General features: G+C 69.6%; 16 protein-coding genes. 4 read left to right on the top strand and 12 right to left on the bottom strand.

The window, feature by feature from the left end; genetic code table 11:
* Positions 1–169: 169 nt before the first annotated feature.
* From JWP54_RS02615 to abc-f, 8 genes are all read right to left on the bottom strand, one after another.
* Positions 170–763, bottom strand: coding sequence for a hypothetical protein (locus JWP54_RS02615; protein ID WP_297366790.1), 594 nt, complete (start codon positions 761–763; stop codon positions 170–172).
* A gap of 62 nt (positions 764–825) precedes the next feature.
* Entirely contained in the window at positions 826–1,359 is a 534-nt protein-coding gene (locus tag JWP54_RS02610; protein WP_297366788.1) for a hypothetical protein, read from the bottom strand.
* 44 nt (positions 1,360–1,403) lie between these two features.
* Positions 1,404–3,200: a malto-oligosyltrehalose trehalohydrolase gene (gene treZ, locus JWP54_RS02605; RefSeq protein ID WP_297366786.1), complete on the bottom strand. Its 1,797-nt coding sequence runs from the start codon at positions 3,198–3,200 to the stop codon at positions 1,404–1,406.
* Positions 3,201–5,555, bottom strand: coding sequence for a malto-oligosyltrehalose synthase (gene treY, locus JWP54_RS02600; protein WP_297366784.1), 2,355 nt, complete (start codon positions 5,553–5,555; stop codon positions 3,201–3,203).
* A gap of 4 nt (positions 5,556–5,559) precedes the next feature.
* Complete coding sequence (gene glgX, locus JWP54_RS02595; protein WP_297366782.1) at positions 5,560–7,785, bottom strand: glycogen debranching protein GlgX; 2,226 nt, start codon at positions 7,783–7,785, stop codon at positions 5,560–5,562.
* Between the two features lie 105 nt (positions 7,786–7,890).
* Complete coding sequence (locus JWP54_RS02590; RefSeq protein WP_297366780.1) at positions 7,891–8,925, bottom strand: LLM class flavin-dependent oxidoreductase; 1,035 nt, start codon at positions 8,923–8,925, stop codon at positions 7,891–7,893.
* Between the two features lie 98 nt (positions 8,926–9,023).
* Complete coding sequence (locus JWP54_RS02585) at positions 9,024–10,226, bottom strand: FAD-binding oxidoreductase (RefSeq protein WP_367274173.1); 1,203 nt, start codon at positions 10,224–10,226, stop codon at positions 9,024–9,026.
* A 321-nt stretch (positions 10,227–10,547) separates the two neighbouring features.
* Positions 10,548–12,221, bottom strand: coding sequence for a ribosomal protection-like ABC-F family protein (abc-f, locus tag JWP54_RS02580; protein ID WP_297366778.1), 1,674 nt, complete (start codon positions 12,219–12,221; stop codon positions 10,548–10,550).
* A gap of 103 nt (positions 12,222–12,324) precedes the next feature.
* Between abc-f and JWP54_RS02575 the strand changes: the two genes are divergently transcribed.
* Entirely contained in the window at positions 12,325–13,527 is a 1,203-nt protein-coding gene (locus tag JWP54_RS02575) for an aminotransferase class I/II-fold pyridoxal phosphate-dependent enzyme (RefSeq protein WP_297366776.1), read from the top strand.
* Positions 13,528–13,549: 22 nt separating this feature from the next.
* Here JWP54_RS02575 and JWP54_RS02570 read toward each other — a convergent pair whose 3' ends face one another.
* Complete coding sequence (locus JWP54_RS02570) at positions 13,550–13,936, bottom strand: YchJ family metal-binding protein (protein ID WP_297366792.1); 387 nt, start codon at positions 13,934–13,936, stop codon at positions 13,550–13,552.
* A 73-nt stretch (positions 13,937–14,009) separates the two neighbouring features.
* Between JWP54_RS02570 and JWP54_RS02565 the strand changes: the two genes are divergently transcribed.
* A complete protein-coding gene (locus JWP54_RS02565; RefSeq protein WP_297366774.1) occupies positions 14,010–14,558 on the top strand; it encodes an N-acetyltransferase in 549 nt (182 codons plus the stop codon).
* Positions 14,559–14,586: 28 nt separating this feature from the next.
* Here JWP54_RS02565 and JWP54_RS02560 read toward each other — a convergent pair whose 3' ends face one another.
* Together JWP54_RS02560 and JWP54_RS02555 are read right to left on the bottom strand one after the other, a co-directional pair.
* A complete protein-coding gene (locus JWP54_RS02560; RefSeq protein ID WP_297366772.1) occupies positions 14,587–15,102 on the bottom strand; it encodes a heme-binding protein in 516 nt (171 codons plus the stop codon).
* 84 nt (positions 15,103–15,186) lie between these two features.
* Positions 15,187–15,540, bottom strand: coding sequence for a zinc ribbon domain-containing protein YjdM (locus tag JWP54_RS02555; RefSeq protein ID WP_297366770.1), 354 nt, complete (start codon positions 15,538–15,540; stop codon positions 15,187–15,189).
* 175 nt (positions 15,541–15,715) lie between these two features.
* Here JWP54_RS02555 and JWP54_RS02550 point away from each other — a divergent pair, with 175 nt between their 5' ends.
* On the top strand, positions 15,716–16,312 hold the full coding sequence (locus tag JWP54_RS02550; protein ID WP_297366768.1) for a hypothetical protein: 597 nt from the start codon (positions 15,716–15,718) through the stop codon (positions 16,310–16,312).
* The gene (locus tag JWP54_RS02545) at positions 16,309–17,076 is read left to right on the top strand and encodes a PspA/IM30 family protein (RefSeq protein WP_297366766.1); all 768 of its coding nucleotides are present in this window, start codon (positions 16,309–16,311) and stop codon (positions 17,074–17,076) included. The genes JWP54_RS02550 and JWP54_RS02545 overlap by 4 nt, the downstream gene beginning before the upstream one ends.
* 107 nt (positions 17,077–17,183) lie before the next feature.
* Here JWP54_RS02545 and JWP54_RS02540 read toward each other — a convergent pair.
* Positions 17,184–18,152 (bottom strand): cbb3-type cytochrome c oxidase subunit I (locus JWP54_RS02540; protein ID WP_297366764.1); only part of this gene is annotated, 969 nt, incomplete at its 5' end.

Raw genomic sequence — 18,152 nt, 5'->3', positions numbered from 1 at the left:
GACCCGCGAATCGGCGCGCCACCCGCGAAGCGGCGCCGGACCCGCGTTCCTCGTGGCGCGGGCTACGCGCCGTTACGCGCCCTGCGCGCCACCCGCGTAGCGGCGCCTGACCCGCGCGCGGGAGACGGTGCGGTTCCCCGCGCAGCGGCGCCGCGCCGGGCGGTCGAGCCTAGAAGAAGTCGTTCGGCGTTCCCGCGGCGCGAGAAACGGCAGCAGTGGACACGCCGGCGCCATCGAGCTTGGCCATGGCCACGCGCAGCCCGGACTCCATCTGGGACGCCCAGACCTCGGTCTCGCGGGCGTTCTCCTGAACGGCCTCGAGTTTGGCGAGAGCCTTGTCCTTTTCGGCGCGTTCGGTCCGCACCTGCTGGATGCTCAGCGTCACCGCGTAGTACGCGGCGACCATCGAGGCGATCGGGGTGGCGATCACCGCCAGTGCGATCACGCTCTCCGAGGACACGTTGACGAAGATCATGATCAGGAACGCGATCGTCAGCACCGCTATCCCCACCAGGACCACGAGGGCGGCGCGCTGGGAAGGAGCCGTGCGCAGGTCTCCCATCAGGGTTCGGGTGCGCGCCTTGGCCGGTGCCGCCGTCGCGGCCGGTGTGCTAGCCGGTTCCGTGCCCGGCACCGGTGAACCCTCCCTGGCCGGCGTCGCCGGCGAGGCAGTGCCGGCCCGTGGCATCTCCAACCGTTCCGTCGTCGCCACATGGTCGAGGGGCCGGGTGCGGTCGAAGGGGTCGTAGTTCTGATCGGTCATCATCACTCCAAGTCGAATGGACGGGTGTGCGGGACTGGTGCGCGGGGGGCCGGGTGCCGGGATCAGTCGTCCTGACCCGGTCCTGTGGACGGTGCTGCTGTTTCGGATGCTGCAGTGGAGGATAGCGCGTCCCCGGGCAGGAAGACCCTTTTGTAGCTCCGCCCGTCCGGCAGCTCGACGGTGCGGCTGGTCAGCTTACCCCGGCTCACCTGCAGGTACACCGCCTGCGGGCTGACCCCGAGGCGCACGGCGGCCTCGGCCACCGAGCGCCCCGGCAGGCCGGTGGGCACGCTGCTGGGCCGGATGCTGCGCTTGCGGCCGGCGTCCAGCCGGGCCGCGATCTCCGCATCGGTGCCCTGCCAGCGCCACTTCGCCGCGGTCGGCTTCAGGCCGGCCGCGGCGGCGATCTCCGGCCAACCCGCGCCCTCCGCCAGAGCGTCCCGCACACTGGCCAGGGCGGCCGGGTCGGCGTCGAGGTGGAGGAGCACGGTGCGGATGGCGCGCATCCGCTCGAGCGGCGCTGCCGACTCGTCGGCGTCGATCGCCGTGAGCCGCGCGAGCGCCGCCGCGGTCTCGCTGGACAGGAAGTTGCCCACTGTTCCTCCTCGATTCGGGTGCGGCTCGGGTGTGGCTGACCCGGCTAGGCCAGGACGGCGAAGGAGTGCGGTGGCAGCAGGACCCGGCCGTCTTCCCACACCGGCTGGGCGTCGGAGTCGTTCGCGAAGGCGAGCAGGATGCTCGCCGCGGTGACCGGAACCCACCGGCTTGTGGTGGACAGGTTAATCGCGATCTCGGTGCTGCCACGGGTCAGCAGCAGCCAACCATCGCCCTCGTCGAAGGCCACGGCGACCTGGCCGAACCGTGGGTCGGTCACGTCGGACAGGCTGCGGCGGAGGCCGCCGAGGTCCTGATAGAGACCCAGCAGCCGCCCGGCGTCCGGCCGGGCCAGTTCGGACCAGTCCAGTTTGGACCGCTCGAACGTGCCGGGGTCCTGCGGGTCGGGCACGACGGCCGGGTCCCAGCCCATCCGGGCGAACTCGCCGATGCGTCCCTCTGCGGTGGCCAGCCCGAGCTCGGGCTCAGGGTGTGAGGTGAAGAACTGCCACGGCGTCCGCGCACCCCACTCCTCACCCATGAACAACATCGGGGTGAACGGGCCGATCAGGGTGAGCGCGGCCGCGATGCCCAGCTGGCCGGTGTCGAGCTGTGCGCTCAACCGGTCACCGATGGCCCGGTTGCCGATCTGGTCGTGGTTCTGGTTGGCTACGACGAGGCGCCAGGCCGGCATCCGTTCGACGTCGACCGGGCGGCCATGGGTGCGCCCGCGGAAGCTGGAGAAGGTGCCGTCGTGGAAGAATCCGCGGGTGAGCACCTTGGCCAGCGCACCGAGCGGAGCGAAGTCGGCGTAGTAGCCGACCGTCTCACCGGTGAGGGCGACGTGCACGGCGTGGTGGAAGTCGTCGCTCCACTGCGCGTCGAGGCCGTACCCGTTGGCCTCGCGCGGGGTGATCAGGCGCGGGTCGTTCAGGTCGGATTCGGCGATGAGGGTGAGCGGGCGTCCGACGGAGGCGCTGAGCACGTCGACCTCGGTGGCGAGCTGTTCGAGCAGGTGCACGGCCGAGTGGTCCTTGAGCGCGTGCACGGCGTCCAGCCGGAGGCCGTCGACGTGGTAGTCGCGAAGCCACATCAGGGCGCTGTCGATGATGTACCGGCGCACCTCGTCGGCGTGCTGCCCGTCGAGGTTGACCGACGCGCCCCAGGTGTTGCCCTCGGCGTCGCTGAGGTAGGGACCGAAGTTGGGCAGGTAGTTCCCGCTCGGGCCCAGGTGGTTGTGCACGACGTCCTGGATGACGCCAATGCCGGCCGCGTGGCAGGCATCCACGAACTCCTGGTAGGCGGCGGGGCCACCGTAGCCCTCGTGCACGGCGTACCAGAGCACCCCGTCGTAGCCCCAGTTGTGCGTGCCGTTGAAGCCGTTCACCGGCAGCAGTTCGACGAAGTCGACGCCGAGGGCCACGAGGTGGTCGAGCCGGCCGGCGGCGGCGGCCAGCGTGCCCTCCGGGGTGAAGGTGCCGATGTGCAGCTCGTAGATGCTGCTGCCGGCCAGCTGACGGCCGGTCCAGGCCTGATCCTGCCAGGTGTGCGCGGCCGGGTCGAAGGTGCGCGAGAGCTGGTGCACACCGTCCGGCTGGCGGCGGGAGCGTGGGTCGGGGAACGGGCCGGAGTCGTCGACGAGGAAGCCGTAGTCGGTGCCGTCGGCTGTACGGGTAGCGGTGCCCGGCAGGTCGGCGTGCCACCAGCCGGTGTCATCGCGGGTCATCGGGCTGGCGCCGTCGCGCGTGACCAGCTGCACGGAATCGGCGGTCGGGGCCCACACGTCTATGGGGAGGTCGACGACGGTTCCCGATCCTGGGGTTGCGGTGGTGTTCTCGGTCACTTAGGAGACCTCCTCGATGGCGGCGGGAATCAGCAGTGCAACCGGGTAGCGCTGGAGCAGGTCGGCCAGGCGTATCTGGCCGCCGTCGAAGCGGGCCCCGGTGAGGGCATCCTGCCAGGCGTGCCCGGCGAGCATGATGGTGGTGTCCGCCCAGCCGGTGCGGGCGAGCGCGACCGGCAGCCGGGTCGCCACGGTGACGGCACCGCCGCGATCGTACGCCACGACGTGCCCGGCGGCCGGGCCGAAGGCTTCGACGGGGGCGTGCCGGGTGAACAGCTCCGGGCGCTGACGCCGCAACCGGAGGGCGCGGGTGGTCACGAGGAGCTTGGCGGCGCCGGTCTCATCGATCGGCGGCAGCGCGCCCTCGGTGATCCTGGCCAGGATGTCGCGGCGGACGGCGTAGTCCACCGGGCGCCGGTTGTCGGGGTCGACGAGGGACATCTCCCACAGTTCGCTGCCCTGGTAGACGTCCGGCACGCCCGGAGCGGTCAGCTGGATCAGCTTGAGCGAGAGCGAGTTGCTCCAGCCTGCCTGCTTCACCCGGTCGACGAACGTCGACACGATCCCAGTCAGCGGGCCGGCTTCGGCCAGCGCCCGCACGAGCGCGCGCATCCTGTTCTCGAACTCCTCATTCGGCGCGGTCCAGGTTGTGGACAGATTCGCTTCCCGGGATGCCTTCTCGGCGTAGCCGATCAGGCGATCGGTCGACGCGGGCCAGGCGCCGACAACGGCCTGCCACAGCAGGTTCTCGAACGGCGCGTCGCCGAGCGGGGCCAGCTCGCGGAGTTCGGCGAGCACACCGGCCCACTCGTCGGGGATCTCGGCGAGCACCGAGATGCGCGCGCGTACGTCTTCGCCACGTTTGGTGTCGTGGGTCGAGAGAGTGGTCTGCGAGGCGGGCGCGACGGCCAGCCGGGTCTGCTGCCGGCGATGGAATTCCTCGACCGACACCGCGAATTCGCTCGGGTCGGCGCCGACCTCGTTGAGGGAAGTGAGCCTGCTGTACCGGTAGTAGGCGGTGTCTTCGACGCCCTTGGCCATGACCATCCCGGAGGTCTGCTGGAAGCGGATCGCGGAAGGATGGGCGGGGTCGCCCAGGAACGGCAGCAGCGCGGTGATCGTCTCGTCGAGGTCGGGCCGGCGCTGCCGGGCCAGGCGCACCGCGGTGTCCAGCTCATGGCGGCCGACCGGCAGGTAGGAGCGGTAGACCGGGAACCAAGCGATGAGTTCGGCGAGGGCGTCGAGCACGGCCGCGGTGCCGGACTCGGTGCGGGCCACCTCGGGCAGGAGGCGGGCCAGTCGGCGCACCTCGCTCTGCAGGATGCCGTCGGCGATGGCGCGCTTGCCGGAGTAGACCAGCTCGGTCCAGGAGACCGGTGCCTCCGGGTCGCCGGGGTCGGCGTGGATGCGTTCGTTCTGGAGGGTGGTCTCCAGGGCGTCGAGGCGGTCCTGGCCGGCGGGATCCACGAGTACCCGGTCGAAGTCGGCGAGGGCGTCGTAGCCGGTGGTGCCGTCGGTGGACCAGTTGCTGGGCAGCTGTTCGCGGCCCTCGAGGATCTTCTCGACCAGGAGGTAGCCGCCGCCCATGGCGGCGCTGAGCCGGTCGAGGTACCCGCCCGGGTCGGCGAGGCCGTCGGGGTGGTCGACTCGGAGGCCCTGAACCTGGCCGGTGCGCACCCAGCGCAGGATCTCGCGGTGCGACTCGTCGAAGACCCAGGGCACCTCGACGCGCACCCCGGCGAGGGTGTTCACGGCGAAGAAGCGGCGGTAATTGAGGGATGCATCCGCCTGACGCCAGTTCACCAGCTGATAGTGCTGCCGGTCGTGCACCACCCGGGCGGTGGCACCGTCGCTGGTGGTACCCGCTGCGAGGGGGAACCGGTTGTCGTAGTAGTGCAGTTCGTCGCCGACGATGCGCAACGCGTCCAGCTCGGCATCGCCGTCGCCGAGCACCGGCAGCAGCAGGCGCCCGTTGCCGGCGGGCCAGTCGACGTCGAACGCTTCGGCGTAGCGGGATCCCTGTCCGTTCTGGAGCAGATCCCACCACCAGGCGTTCATGTGCGGCGTGTTCACACCGACGTGGTTGGGCACGATGTCCACGAGGATGCCGCGGCCGGCCGCGGCCACCCGCTCCGACAGCCGGGCGAGGGCCTCCCGGCCGCCGCGGGCCGGGTCGACGGCGCCGTGGTCGATGACGTCATAGCCGTGGTCGGAGCCGGGCTCCGCGGTGAGCAACGGAGACAGGTAGATCCAGTCGGCGCCGAGCTCGCTGACGTAGTCGAGCACGGCGCCCGCCTCGTCCAGGTCGAACGCGGAGGTGATCTGCAGGCGATAGGTCGAGGCGGGGATACGCATCGGGTTACGAGTGTCCTTCTGTCGAGGCGTACGGGTCGCCGGTCACGGGCAGGGTGAGCGTCGCGGTCGGCGGGGACGGGTGGCTGGCCAGCGACGCTGCGACGGAGTGATCCGGCGCGACCTCCGGCTCGTGGTACTCCCGGAGCACGACGAGGGAGCGGCCCTTGACGGTGTGGATGGCACCGGCGGGGCGGGGTAACGAGTCGGCGCCCTCTCCCCCGGTGTCGATCACGATCTCCCAGGCGGGCGAATACTCGTCGCTCGGCAGTGTGAACTCCACGTCCTCGCCATCCGCGTTGAAGAGCAGGATGAAATTGACGTCGGTGACCTCCCGGCCGCGGGAGTCGCGTTCGCGAATGCCCTGGCCATTGAGGAACATGCTCACGGTGCGGGACCCCTCGTCCCAGTCCTCCGCCCGCATTACCTCGCCGTCGATGTTCAGCCAGACGATGTCGGCCAGCGGGTCGCCCTCGCCGCGCTTGCCCGGGTGGCCGTCGAAGAACCGGCTGCGGCGGAAGGTGGGGTGTTCCTTCCGCAGCCGAACGACGGCGGCGGTGAACTCGATCAAGGGCTGGTCGGCTTCGTCCCAGTGGATCCAGCTGAGTTCGGAGTCCTGGGCGTAGGTGTTGTTGTTGCCCTGCTGGGTGCGACCGAGTTCGTCGCCGTGCAGGATCATCGGAACGCCCTGCGAGAGCAGCATGGTCGCGATGAAGTTGCGCTGCTGGCGGCCGCGCAGGGTGCGCACGTCGTCGTCGTCGGTGGGACCCTCGACGCCGCCGTTCCAGGAACGGTTGTGGCTCTCGCCGTCGTTGTTGTCCTCACCGTTGGCGTCGTTGTGCTTCTCGTTGTACGACACCAGGTCGTTGAGGGTGAAACCGTCGTGCGCGGTGACGAAGTTGATCGACGCGACCGGCCGACGCCCGGAGTGCTCGTAGAGGTCGGCGGAACCCGAGATGCGGGAGGCGAATTCGCCGAGGGTGGACGGCTCGCCGCGCCAGAAGTCGCGCACGGTGTCGCGGTACTTGCCGTTCCACTCCGTCCACTGCGGCGGGAAGTTGCCCACCTGGTAGCCGCCGGGGCCGACGTCCCACGGCTCGGCTATTAGCTTGACCTGCGAGACGATCGGGTCCTGCTGCACGAGCTCGAAGAAGGTGGACAGCTTGTCGACGTCGTAGAGGTCGCGGGCCAGGGCGCTGGCGAGGTCGAAGCGGAAACCGTCGACGTGCATCTCGATTGCCCAGTACCGCAGGGAGTCCATGATCAGCTGCAGGGAGTGCGGGTGCCGCACGTTGAGCGTGTTTCCGGTGCCGGTGTAATCCATGTAGTAGCGGCCGTCGTCGTCCATCAGCCGGTAGTAGGCGGCGTTGTCGATGCCCTTGAACGAAATGGTCGGACCCAGGTGGTTGCCTTCAGCGGTGTGGTTGTACACCACGTCGAGGATGACCTCGATGCCGGCGGCGTGCAGGTTCTTAACCATGCCCTTGAACTCCTGAACCTGCTGGCCGAGGTCGCCGCTGGAGGAGTAGGCGTTGTGCGGGGCGAAGAAGCCGATGGTGTTGTAGCCCCAGTAGTTGCTGAGGCCCTTCTCCTGCAGGGTGGAGTCGTTGACGAACTGGTGTACCGGCATCAGCTCGATGGCGGTGACGCCGAGCTTCTGCAGGTGCTCGATGACGGTCGGATGCGCGACGGCCGCGTAGGTGCCCCGCTGGGACTCCTGCACGTCCGGGAGCAGCTCGGTCAGGCCCTTGACGTGGGCCTCGTAGATGACCGTCTCGCTGTACGGGGTGCGTGGGGAGCGGTCGCCGGTCCAGTCGAAGAACGGGTTGACCACGACGCCGAGCATCATGTGCGGGGCCGAGTCCTCGTCGTTGCGGGAATCCGGATCGCCGAAGTTGTAGGAGAACAGCGCCTGGTCCCAGTCCATGACACCGCAGGTTGCCTTGGCGTAGGGGTCGAGCAGCAACTTGTTCGGGTTGGCGCGCTTGCCCTCACTGGGGTTGTACTCGCCGTGCACCCGGTAGCCGTAGCGCTGGCCCGGCTGCACCTCCGGCAGGTAGACATGCCAGACGAAGGCACTGGACTCGCGTACCTCGATGGGGGTTTCTGTGCCGTTCTCGTCGAACAGGCAGAGCTCCACCCGTTCGGCCGCCTCACTGAAGAGGGCGAAGTTGGTGCCGCTTCCGTCGTAGGTTGCGCCGAGCGGGTAGGCATTTCCGGGCCAGGTTTCCACGGTGGACTCCTCGAGGAAGATAAGAGCGAAAGGATGAGGTGGGCGGTTTGCCTGAGCCGGGCCCACCCGTTTACGCTACCCGGTCCGGAGTGCCTTGATTGCCGGTCAGGCCAGAAGTTCGCGCACCAGGGGTGCGACTTCGGTGCCGTACAGCTCGATACTGGTCATCAACTTTTCGTGCGAGAGGGTGCCCAGGCTGTATTTCAGGTCGAACCTGGACAGCGACAGCCCGCTGGCCATCTTCGCGATCTTGGTCGCGACGGTCTGGGGGGATCCCACGAACAGGGCGCCGTCGGGGCCGGCATCCTGATCGAAACGGGCCTTGGTGGCCGGGCCCCAGCCTCGCTCCTTGCCGATCCGGTCCTGCATGGCCCGGTAATGCGGCCACATCTCTTCGCGCGCCTGCTCGTCGGTTGCGGCGACGTAACCGGGCGAGTGCTCGCCGATGGGCTGCATCTCGCGGCCGAACTGGTCGAGGGCGCGGTGGTACAGGTCGGTGAACTGGGCGAACGCGAGCGGCTCGCCGCCGATGATGGCCAGCATCAGGGGCAGGCCGTAGTGCGCGGCGCGCACCACCGACTGCGGGCTGCCGCCCACGCCGATCCAGGTACGGATCGAGCCGGATTCGGTGGGCGGGAAGACCCGCTGATCGGTTAGGGATCCCCGGGTGCTGCCCGACCAGGTCACCGGCTGCTCCTTGAGCAGTTCGGTGAACAGCTCGAGCTTCTCCTCGAAGAGCTGTTCGTAGTCGCCGAGGTCCAAGCCGAACAGCGGGAAGGATTCGGTGAACGAACCGCGACCGACGATGACCTCGGCGCGGCCATTCGACACGGCGTCCAGGGTGGCGAAGCGCTGGAACGCCCGCACCGGGTCGTCGGAGCTGAGCACCGTGACGGCGGAACCGAGCTTGATGTTCGTGGTCCGGCCGGCGATGGCGGCCAGCACCACCTCGGGGGCGGACACGGCGAAGTCCTCGCGGTGGTGTTCGCCGACGCCGAAGAAGCTCAACCCGACCTGGTCGGCGAGCACCCCCTCGGCGACGACATTGCGCAACACCTGCGCGTGGCTGAGCAGGCTGCCGTCCGCGGCGTAGGTGACGTCGCCGAATGTGTCGAGACCCAGTTCCAGTGTCGGTGCCATGTGTGGTGCGCCCTTCCGATCAGTTGTATGCATACGCATACTAAGCCCCAACCGGGCGGGGCACTTGACTATTCCGCTTTCCGTACCTGGCGCCTCACCTAGTCGGTGTCGCCGGTCGGGACGGCCGGCCGGACGTTGTGGTTGCGGCGCAGCAGGTTCTGCGGGTCATAGTCGCGCTTGAGGATGGCCAGCCGCTCCAGCTTGGACACCCCGTACACCTGCTGCGCCTGCTGCACCGGATCCGCCTCCGGTTCTTCACCGAGAAAGTTCAGGTAGCGGCCGCCGGAGCCCAGTGGTTCCACCTCGTCACCGAAGGCCCGGATGAAGCCCTTCCGAGCGATATCGTCAACGGGTTCGGCCCAGAAGCCGTAGATGTTCAGCCAGTACCGGGCTGCCCGGCTCGGAAACGGGGTCGCGTCCTCGGGTACCCGCCCGAACGCGCCGCCCAGGTGGTGGATGTCGAACCCGGTGCCGATCCAGGTCTGCTCGGTGCCCCGCCGGATGAGCGCGGCGATCACGTCGGGATCCAGCCTGTCGAACGACGAATTCCGCCAGTAGCCGCGCGACCCCCGGGGGAAGATGGCGTCGGCGGAGGACTGCCAGGCCGCCCAGCTGACCGGTTCCTTCGCCTCCACCGCCGGAGGTGCGGCTCTGCGGAGCCGGTCGACGACCTCGGCGCCGCTGGCGGTGTCCTCAGATGCCCAGGCGTACCCCACCAGCATGAGCGGATCGGATCCGAGCCCCATGATCGGCGGCGGCACTGTGAAGGTCAGCACGCTGGTCAGCTCGTCGGGCAGGTCAGACGTCCACGCCGCGTACGCCGCCAGGGCGCTCGCCCAGAGCGGTGCCGGATAGACGAACGTACCGGTGAGCGGCAGACTGGGAATCGGGTGCGCCCGGAAGGTGAACTCGGTCACGACGCCGAAGTTGCCGCCGCCGCCGCGGAGCCCCCAGAACAGGTCGGGGTTCTCGGCCTCGCTCGCCGTGACGGTGTCCCCGGCCACGGTCACGACCTCGGCCGAGAGAAGGTTGTCGACGGTAAGCCCGTGTGCACGGGTGAGCCAGCCCACCCCACCACCCAGGGTGAGGCCGGCGATGCCGGTGTTCGAGACCACCCCGGTCGGAACGGCCACGTTGGCCGGTTCGGTCGCCCGGTCGACCTGGGCCAGGGTGGCTCCGGCCGCCACCCGCACCGTGCGGGCTTCGGCGTCGACCTCAACGCCGTTCAGCCGGGACAGGTCAAGGACCAGGCCGTCGTCGACGGTGCCATTGCCGGCGACGTTGTGGCCGCCGCCGCGCACGGCGAGCGGCAGGCCCCCCTGCGTGGCCAGGGCGAGGGTGGGCGATGTCGGCGGTGGAACCCGCCTGCACCACGGCGATCGGCCGGCGGTCGATCATGCCGTTCCAGACGCGCCTGGCCTCGTCGTAGCGAGGGTCGGTGCGGTCGATTACTTCACCCGCGATGTGCCTCTGCAGCTGCGACAGCAGGGAGCGGTGGGTGGCGTCGGTGCTGTGCTGGTCGGGCCGGGCGTTCATCGGGAGTCCTCAGATCGGGTCGATGCGGTCACATCGGCGCCTGCCTGCCCCTCCTCACGGCGCCGTCCGCGACCATGACAGCACCATCAGCGCCCGACGGCTAGGCCCGTCATGCTCTCGGTGACCCGGCCGGCGGCCACGGCCCAGTGCCGGTCCAGACGCACGGTGGCCAGCATCCGCCGGTCGTGCGTGACCAACAACAGGGTTCCGGTGTAGGAGTCCAGGGCCTGCTCGAGTTGTTCGATCGCCGCCAGGTCGAGGTGGTTCGTGGGTTCGTCCAGCACCAGCAGGTTGACCCCAGCGGCCTGGAGCAAGGCCAGTCCCGCTCGGGTGCGCTCGCCGGGCGACAGGGCGTCGGCCGGCCGGTTGACGTGGTCGGCGGTGAGGCCGAATTTCGCCAGCAGGGTGCGCAACTCACTCGCCGCGAGGTCGGGCAGGCGGTCTTCGAAGATGGCCACCAGGCTCTGTGAGCCGGTGACGCTCGCCCTGGCCTGGTCGATCTCCCCGATCGACACGCTGGAACCCAGGCTCGCCGACCCGGAATCCGGGGCCCGGCGGCCCAGCAGGGCACGCAGCAGGGTGGTCTTGCCCGCCCCGTTGGGGCCGGTGATGCCGATCCGCTCCCCCGCATTGACCTGGAGGGACACCGGCCCGAAGGTGAAGTCGCCCTGACGGATCACGGCCTCGTTCAGAACCGATACCACGGTGCTCGACCGGGGCGCCGCCCCGATGGTGAACTCGAGCTGCCACTCCTTGCGGGGTTCGTCGACCTCGTCGAGGCGGTTGATGCGGCTCTCCATCTGCCGCACCTTCTGCGCCTGCTTCTCGCTGGACTCAGCGGACGCCTTCCGCCGGATCTTGTCGTTGTCCGGGGCCTTCTTCAGAGCGTTGCGCACACCCTGGCTCGACCACTCGCGCTGGGTGCGCGCCCGGCCGACCAGGTCGGCCCTGGTGTCGGCGAATTCCTCGTAGGCGGCGCGCTTCTGCCGCCTCGCCGTCTCGCGCTCCTCGAGGTACGAGTCGTAGCCGCCGCCGAAGACCCGGTTGGCACCCTGCGCGAGATCGAGCTCGAGGATCCGGGTCACGGAGCGGGCCAGGAACTCCCGGTCGTGGCTGACCAGGACCGCGCCGCCGCGGAGGCCGCGCACGAACGCTTCGAGCCGGTCGAGCCCGTCAAGGTCGAGGTCGTTGGTGGGCTCGTCCAACAGCACGATGTCGAATCTGGACAGCAGCAGGGCCGCCAGTCCCACCCGGGCGGCCTGGCCGCCGGAGAGGGATGTCATCAGGGCGTCGTCGTCGAGGGTTAAGCCGAGGTCGTTCAGCACGGCGGGCAGCCGCTCGTCCAGATCGGCGGCGCCACTGGCCAGCCAACGCTCCAGCGCCGCGGAATAGACGTCGGCCGGGCCTGCGGCGCCGGTGGCGGCGGGTTCTGCGAGGGCAGCGGCGGCGGCGTCCATCTCGGCGGTGGCCTCGGCGCAGCCGGTGCGCCGGCCGATGTAGCCGGCAACGGTCTCACCGGGCACCCGCTCGTGTTCCTGCGACAACCAGCCGACGAAGGCATCCGGCGGAGACAGGGCCACGGTGCCGGCCTGCGGCTCGTCGAGGCCGCCGAGCAGGCGCAGGAGGGTGGACTTGCCGGCGCCGTTGACGCCGACCACGCCGACGACGTCGCCGGGCGCCACCGTCAGGTCCAGAGAGTCGAAGAGGGTGCGGTGGGCGTAGCCGCCGGACAGCCCCTTGGCGACGAGTGTTGCGGTCATGGTTCTAGTTTCCCATTTCGCGCCCGGCGCTTCGTCACGTCCCGTCGCGTTGTGTTCCGTCACATCCCGTCGGGCCGACTGCCGGGCTCATTACGCTGGAGCCATGACCGTTCGTCCAGACAAGCACCGGCCGGAGTCCCTGGCCGAATACAGCCAGGCCGTGCACGCCGGCAACCTCATCGACGCGGGAAGCGGAGCGGTGCGTACGCCCATCGTGATGGCGAACTCGTATGCGCTGCCGGAGGATCCGTCGTCGATCAGCTGGTCGGGCACCGATGTGCCGTTGTACACCCGCAACAGCGGCGTCAACCAGCTGGGCCTGCAGCGGAAGCTCGCCCTGTTGGAGGGCGGCGAGGACGCCGTCGTGCTGGCCAGCGGTGTCGCCGCCCTGCACGCGGTGTTTTTCACCTTCCTGCGAACCGGCGACCACGTCGTGGTGTCCGATGTCGCGTACGAAGCCACCTACAAGCTCTTCCGCGAGCTCCTGCCGGACAAGTACGGGATCCAGGCCACCTTCGTGGACACCAGCGACCCGGCCGCCGTGGCCGCGGCCCTTCGGCCCGAGACCCGGCTGGTGCACATTGAGGCGATCGCGAACCCCACCACCAGGGTCACCGACGTCGGAGCGATCGCGGCGATCACCCGGCCGGCCGGGGTGCTCCTCTCGGTCGACTCCACTTTCACGCCGCCCCCGGTACTGCGTCCGCTGCACCTCGGTGCCGACCTCGTGGTGCACTCGCTGACCAAATACATCAACGGCCACGGTGATGCCATGGGCGGCGCCGTGATCGGCTCCCGAGCCCTGGTGCGGCGCATCAAGGACGAGGCGATGGTGGACGTGGGCGGGGTGATCAGCCCGTTCAACGCGTGGCTGATCATGCGCGGCTCGGTCACCCTGCCCCTGCGAATGCGGCAGCACACCGAATCCGCTCAGCGGGTCGCGGAGTTCCTCGCCGGGGATCCTCGGGTAGCCTACGTCGCCTACCCCGGCCTGCCCGGCCATCCCCAGCACGACACCGCCGTGCGGCAGTTCGGGCACGGCTTCGGCGGGATGCTGGCCTTCGCCGTCGCCGGGGACCCGGCGACTCAGAACCGCTTTGTCGGGGCGTTGCGCGTGATCACCTCGGCGGTGTCCCTCGGGCACGACGAGAGCCTGATCGTGCACGTGTCCGGGTCCGGACCGCGGGCCGCCTACTATCCGGACGAGTTCCAGCGGCTCGGTCATCTGCGGCTCTCGGTGGGCCTGGAGGATGCCGGGGACCTGATCGGCGACCTGTCGGCCGCACTCGACGAAACCTTCGGCTGAGGGCCGACCGGCCCCGCCCCGATCAGACGGCGGCGACGTACAACCAGGTGCCGGAGACCTTTTCAAACCGGCTCACCTCGTGCTGCCGGGTACGCCGGCCCTCCTGTCGCGCGTATGCGGTGAATCCGACGGAGCCCTCGGTGTCGCCGAGCCCGCCTCCTGCGGTGTGCTCGATGTCCAGCCGTACCCACCGCACGCCCGGATCCAGCTCGAGGAAGTCGGGGCGGGTCCGCGGATGCCAGGTGCGCAGCAGGTACCCGGCGTCGCCCACCGCGAAGGCCGCATAGCGGGAGCGCATGAGTATTTCCGCCGTGGCCGCCCGGGCCTCGCCCCGGTGCAGGCGTCCGCAGCACTCGGCGTAGGCGTTGCCACTCAGGCAGGGACACCCGGCGGGCAGCGCGGGCGGCATGGCGGCGGGGGTGGAATTCGACGGAGGCACCCTGCCATTATCGCCGGAGCCCGGGGTGGCTAGGCTCGGGCGTATGGCGCTCTTCCTGGCACTGCTCACTCTCGGAGACGACACCCTCGGAGAGGACACTGCCGACGCCCTCACCCGGGTGCATCTCGCGGCCCGCGCCGCCTATTACGGCTCGGCAGCCGCGACGCCGGCGACGGCTCGGCAGAGCACCCAGCAGCACGACTACAGACGGATGTGGCGAGCCCGGCTCACCGAGCCCGGGTGGCGCCTCACGGGTGCGTTCTCCGACGGGTCGTTGCGGGGCTTCAGTGCCGCCCAGGTTCCGCCGGGCGACCCGGACGCCCCGGGGCAGCCGGTGCACCTGGCGGCCCTGTACGTGGACCCGGGGCACTGGGGCATCGGCATCGGCTCACTGTTGTACGACGCCTTCGAAACCGCCTGGCGCAGCACGGCGACGCCGGCCGCGACGCTCGAGGTGTGGTCGCAGAACCACCGGGCACGGGTCTTCTATGCCCGGCGGGGCTGGGAACTGGACGGCCGGGTGCGGCCCGCGCACGCCGGCACCGACTATCTGGGCATGGTTCTGAGGGCTCACGCACCCGACGGGCCGTGACAGCTCCCGGGATCCCGGGCGCGGCGGGTCAGGCGGAGGTCACCCGCACCAGTGCCTCGCTGCGAGCGAGGAGGCCCGGCTTCCAGGTGGGCTGCAACCGGGCGAAGTAGACGGCGCCGATCGGCTCCAGCCGTGACGCGCGCACATGCTCGAGGAGATCACGGCCGTGCTCCAGCAGGCGCTTCCCGGTCCAACCGCCGCTGAAACGCAGGACCGCGGCTTCGTGCGCCGGCACGGGCCGGAGGCGCACGGCGCCGTCCAGCGGCAGCGGGACGGTCCCGGGATCGTTGTCGGGCGGGAGTGGGACGCTCACGACGTGCCCCCGCTCCCCCGCCGGCTCCTGGAGTAGCGGCCCCACCACTGGGAAGCTGGTGCCGGCCTGGTTTCCTCCGCTGAGGTAGCGGTAGAGCGGTCGCGCCCCCGCCGCAGCCGCCCGCCCGACGCCGGTGTCCACCCGCACCTGGACGAGTACGCAGGCCGGATAGTGTCGGACGTCGAAGCACGGAAAAGCCCGTACGACCGTGTACGGCAGCTGCTCGGTCATACCGGGGAGTGTAATCCCGCCGCCCGGAGAGGGGCAGGGCAGACGCCCGCGAGCGGCGCGCGGCCGGACGCCGGACCGTCGGCGTCAGGCCTTTTTGACCACGCTGGACTTGAGCTGCGTGGTGACGCCTTCGATGCGCGCCTCGATGTCGTGGTCGCCCACGCCGTTGCGCAGGCGGATGTCTCGCACCCTGGTCCCGACCTTGATCACGTTGGAGCCGCCGCCCTTGACCTTGAGTCCCTTGATGATGGTCACGGTGTCGCCGTCGGCGAGCACGCTCCCGAACGCGTCGGTGATGACGGCCTCGGCCGGGGACTCGTCGGTCGCCTCGGCGACCGACGCCCACTCATGGGCGCAGAGCGGGCACACCAGCAGGGACCCCATCTCGTAGGTCATGTCGCTGGAGCATTCCGGGCACGGGGGCAGGGTCTCATTCACCTCCCCATCGTACGGTCGGCCGGCGGCCGGGTGGCACGATCGGCCGGATGAGGCCATCGCGCAGTAGACGTTGAGCCAAATCGCGGTTAACGGGCGTACCTTGTGCGCTAGAAAAGCCGTCCGCGCCCGGCACCGGCACCTGCCGGATGCTGCACCTACTCGTTGGGAGATCATCGTGAGTGTCTTGGCCGAGATCCTGCTCGCCCTCGCCAGCGTCATCGTTGTCTCCACAGTGTCGGTCGTCGTCATCGCCCGGGTGTTGTACACCCGGATCCGGCGCAGTCGCGCCGTCGGCCACTCGGTACTGCGCGCTCGAGCTCTGCTGAGCGCGGGCCGGCAGCACGAGGTGCTCGCCCTCCGGCTGCGGCTTTCCGACGCTCTCGCCAGCGGCAAGGCGGCCCTCGACCTGGCGCGGCAGAGCGGCAGCCCGCTCGGTGACCTCAACCGGCTCTACCACCGGATCCGCGTCGACGGCGCCGTGCTGGATGCGCAACTCGTGCTCCTCCTGAGCGAGCGCGACGCCGCGGCGCTCGGGCAGGCGGTTCCTGGTGCACAGCATCGGGTCGACCAGGTGAGCGCCCTGGTGCGGCGGCTGCGCTCGGCCGCGGCGGCAGGGTTGGGTGACCGCACCGACGACTCCCTGGCCGCGCTGACGGACGACCTCGACCGCGAGATCGTCGCACTGGACGCGGGCTCGCGCGAGCTGCACACGCTCAACGGCCACGACTCCCAGACCACCCGCACCTCCCTCCCCGGACGGACCGAATCATGACGTTCACCTCACGGCTCCGCGTGCTCTTCCGCACGAAGACCTCCCGGGCGCTCGACCGGTTAGAGGATCCCCGGGAGGCTCTCGACGACAGTTACGACCAGCAGGTCGCGATGCTGCAACAGGTGCGCCAGGGCCTGGCCGAGGTCGCGACCGCGAAGAAGCGCATCGAACTGCAGGGTCAGGAAATGGGTGCTCGGCATCGCCGCCTGGCCGCCCAGGCAGACCAAGCCCTCAGCCAGGGCCGCGAAGACCTCGCCCGAACCGCGCTGGAGCGCCGCGCCCTGCTGGAGAGCCAGGTGGCCGCGATCCGGGACCAGTTCACGGGGCTGCAACAACAGCAACAGCGGCTCCAGGACAATGAGCGGCGCCTGGCGGAGAGGGTCACGGCGTTCCGCACCGAGAAGGAATCCATCAAGGCCAGCTACGCGGCCTCCGTCGCGCAGGTCAAGGCGAACGAGGCCGCGGCGGGCATCGGTTCCCAGGCGACGGATGTGGGCGTCAACCTCGACCGGGCCAAGGACAAGGTGGCGCAGATGCAGGCCCGCGCCGCCGCCACTGACGAGCTCCTCGCCAACGGAGCGCTCAACGACCTCACCGCGCCGCCGGACGCCGACCTCGAGCGACAGCTGTCCAACGGTGCGATTCAGGCGGACGTGGAGCGTCAACTCCAGTCCATGAAGTCGGCCCGCGCCGCCCATGCTCCGCGCCGGGCCGGGGACGAGAACCCGGATGCCTGGCTGCGGATCGGCCAGGGGCAGGGCTGACACTCCCCAGGCTGACACTCCCCCGGCTGACACTCCCCCGGCTGACACTCCCCGGGCTGACACTCCCCGGCTGACACTCCCCGTTAAGCCGCTTTCCTGACGGGCTGTCAGCTGACCTCGCCCTTGTTCAGCTCGACGGTCGGCGCCTCGGGCGCATCCTTCGCCGGTCCGATTCCCACCGGCATGCCGGCCTCCGGGTGGTTCAGGTCGAAGGCAGGCCGTTCGGAGCGGATCCTGGGGATCGACCGGAAGTTGTGCCGCGGCGGCGGGCACGATGTCGCCCACTCCAGCGACCCGCCGTAGCCCCAGGGGTCGTCCACCAGAATTTTCTCGCCACGCCGGGCGGTAATCCATACGTTCAACAGGAACGGGATCATGGAGATGGCCAGCAGGGCTGCGCCGACCGATGACACCTGGTTCATCCAGGTGAAGCCGTCATCGGGCAGGTAGGAGGCGTAGCGGCGCGGCATGCCCACGACGCCGAGCCAGTGCTGAATCAAGAAGGTGGTGTGGAAGCCGATGAAGAGAAACCAGAAGTGCCACTTGCCGAGGCGCTCGTTGAGCATCTTGCCGGTCCACTTGGGCCACCAGAAGTAAAACCCGCTGAACATGGCGAACACGACGGTGCCGAACACCACGTTGTGGATGTGCGCCACCACGAAATAGTTGTCGTAGACGTGGAAGTCCAGCGGTGGCGAGGCCAGGATCACGCCGGTGAGGCCACCGAAGGTGAACGTGACCAGGAAGCCGATGGCCCAGAGCATGGGCGTCTCAAAGGTGACAGACCCCTTCCACATGGTGCCGACCCAGTTGAAGATCTTCACGCCGGTGGGCACCGCGATGAGCATGGTCATCAGGGAGAAGAACGGCAGCAGCACCGACCCCGTCACATACATGTGGTGCGCCCACACCGTCATCGACAGCGCGGCGATGGAGATGGTCGCGTAGATCAGGGTCTTGTAGCCGAAGATCGGCTTGCGGCTGAACACGGGGAACACCTCGGACACGATGCCGAAGAACGGCAGCGCGATGATGTAGACCTCTGGGTGGCCGAAGAACCAGAAGAGGTGCTGCCA

Origin of the sequence: Cryobacterium sp., from assembly GCF_025463825.1 — a bacterium.
Lineage (GTDB): Bacteria > Actinomycetota > Actinomycetes > Actinomycetales > Microbacteriaceae > Cryobacterium.
Note: the sequence above shows the minus strand (reverse complement) of the source record. Positions and strands in the feature narration are given on the sequence as shown.

Coding starts and splice junctions, on each gene's coding strand:
- JWP54_RS02615 (WP_297366790.1), bottom strand. CDS start 763: ATGACCGATCAGAACTACGACCCCTTCGACCGCACCCGGCCCCTCGAC.
- treY (WP_297366784.1), bottom strand. CDS start 5,555: ATGCGTATCCCCGCCTCGACCTATCGCCTGCAGATCACCTCCGCGTTC.
- JWP54_RS02590 (WP_297366780.1), bottom strand. CDS start 8,925: ATGGCACCGACACTGGAACTGGGTCTCGACACATTCGGCGACGTCACC.
- abc-f (WP_297366778.1), bottom strand. CDS start 12,221: ATGACCGCAACACTCGTCGCCAAGGGGCTGTCCGGCGGCTACGCCCAC.
- JWP54_RS02575 (WP_297366776.1), top strand. CDS start 12,325: ATGACCGTTCGTCCAGACAAGCACCGGCCGGAGTCCCTGGCCGAATAC.
- JWP54_RS02570 (WP_297366792.1), bottom strand. CDS start 13,936: ATGCCGCCCGCGCTGCCCGCCGGGTGTCCCTGCCTGAGTGGCAACGCC.
- JWP54_RS02565 (WP_297366774.1), top strand. CDS start 14,010: ATGGCGCTCTTCCTGGCACTGCTCACTCTCGGAGACGACACCCTCGGA.
- JWP54_RS02560 (WP_297366772.1), bottom strand. CDS start 15,102: ATGACCGAGCAGCTGCCGTACACGGTCGTACGGGCTTTTCCGTGCTTC.
- JWP54_RS02545 (WP_297366766.1), top strand. CDS start 16,309: ATGACGTTCACCTCACGGCTCCGCGTGCTCTTCCGCACGAAGACCTCC.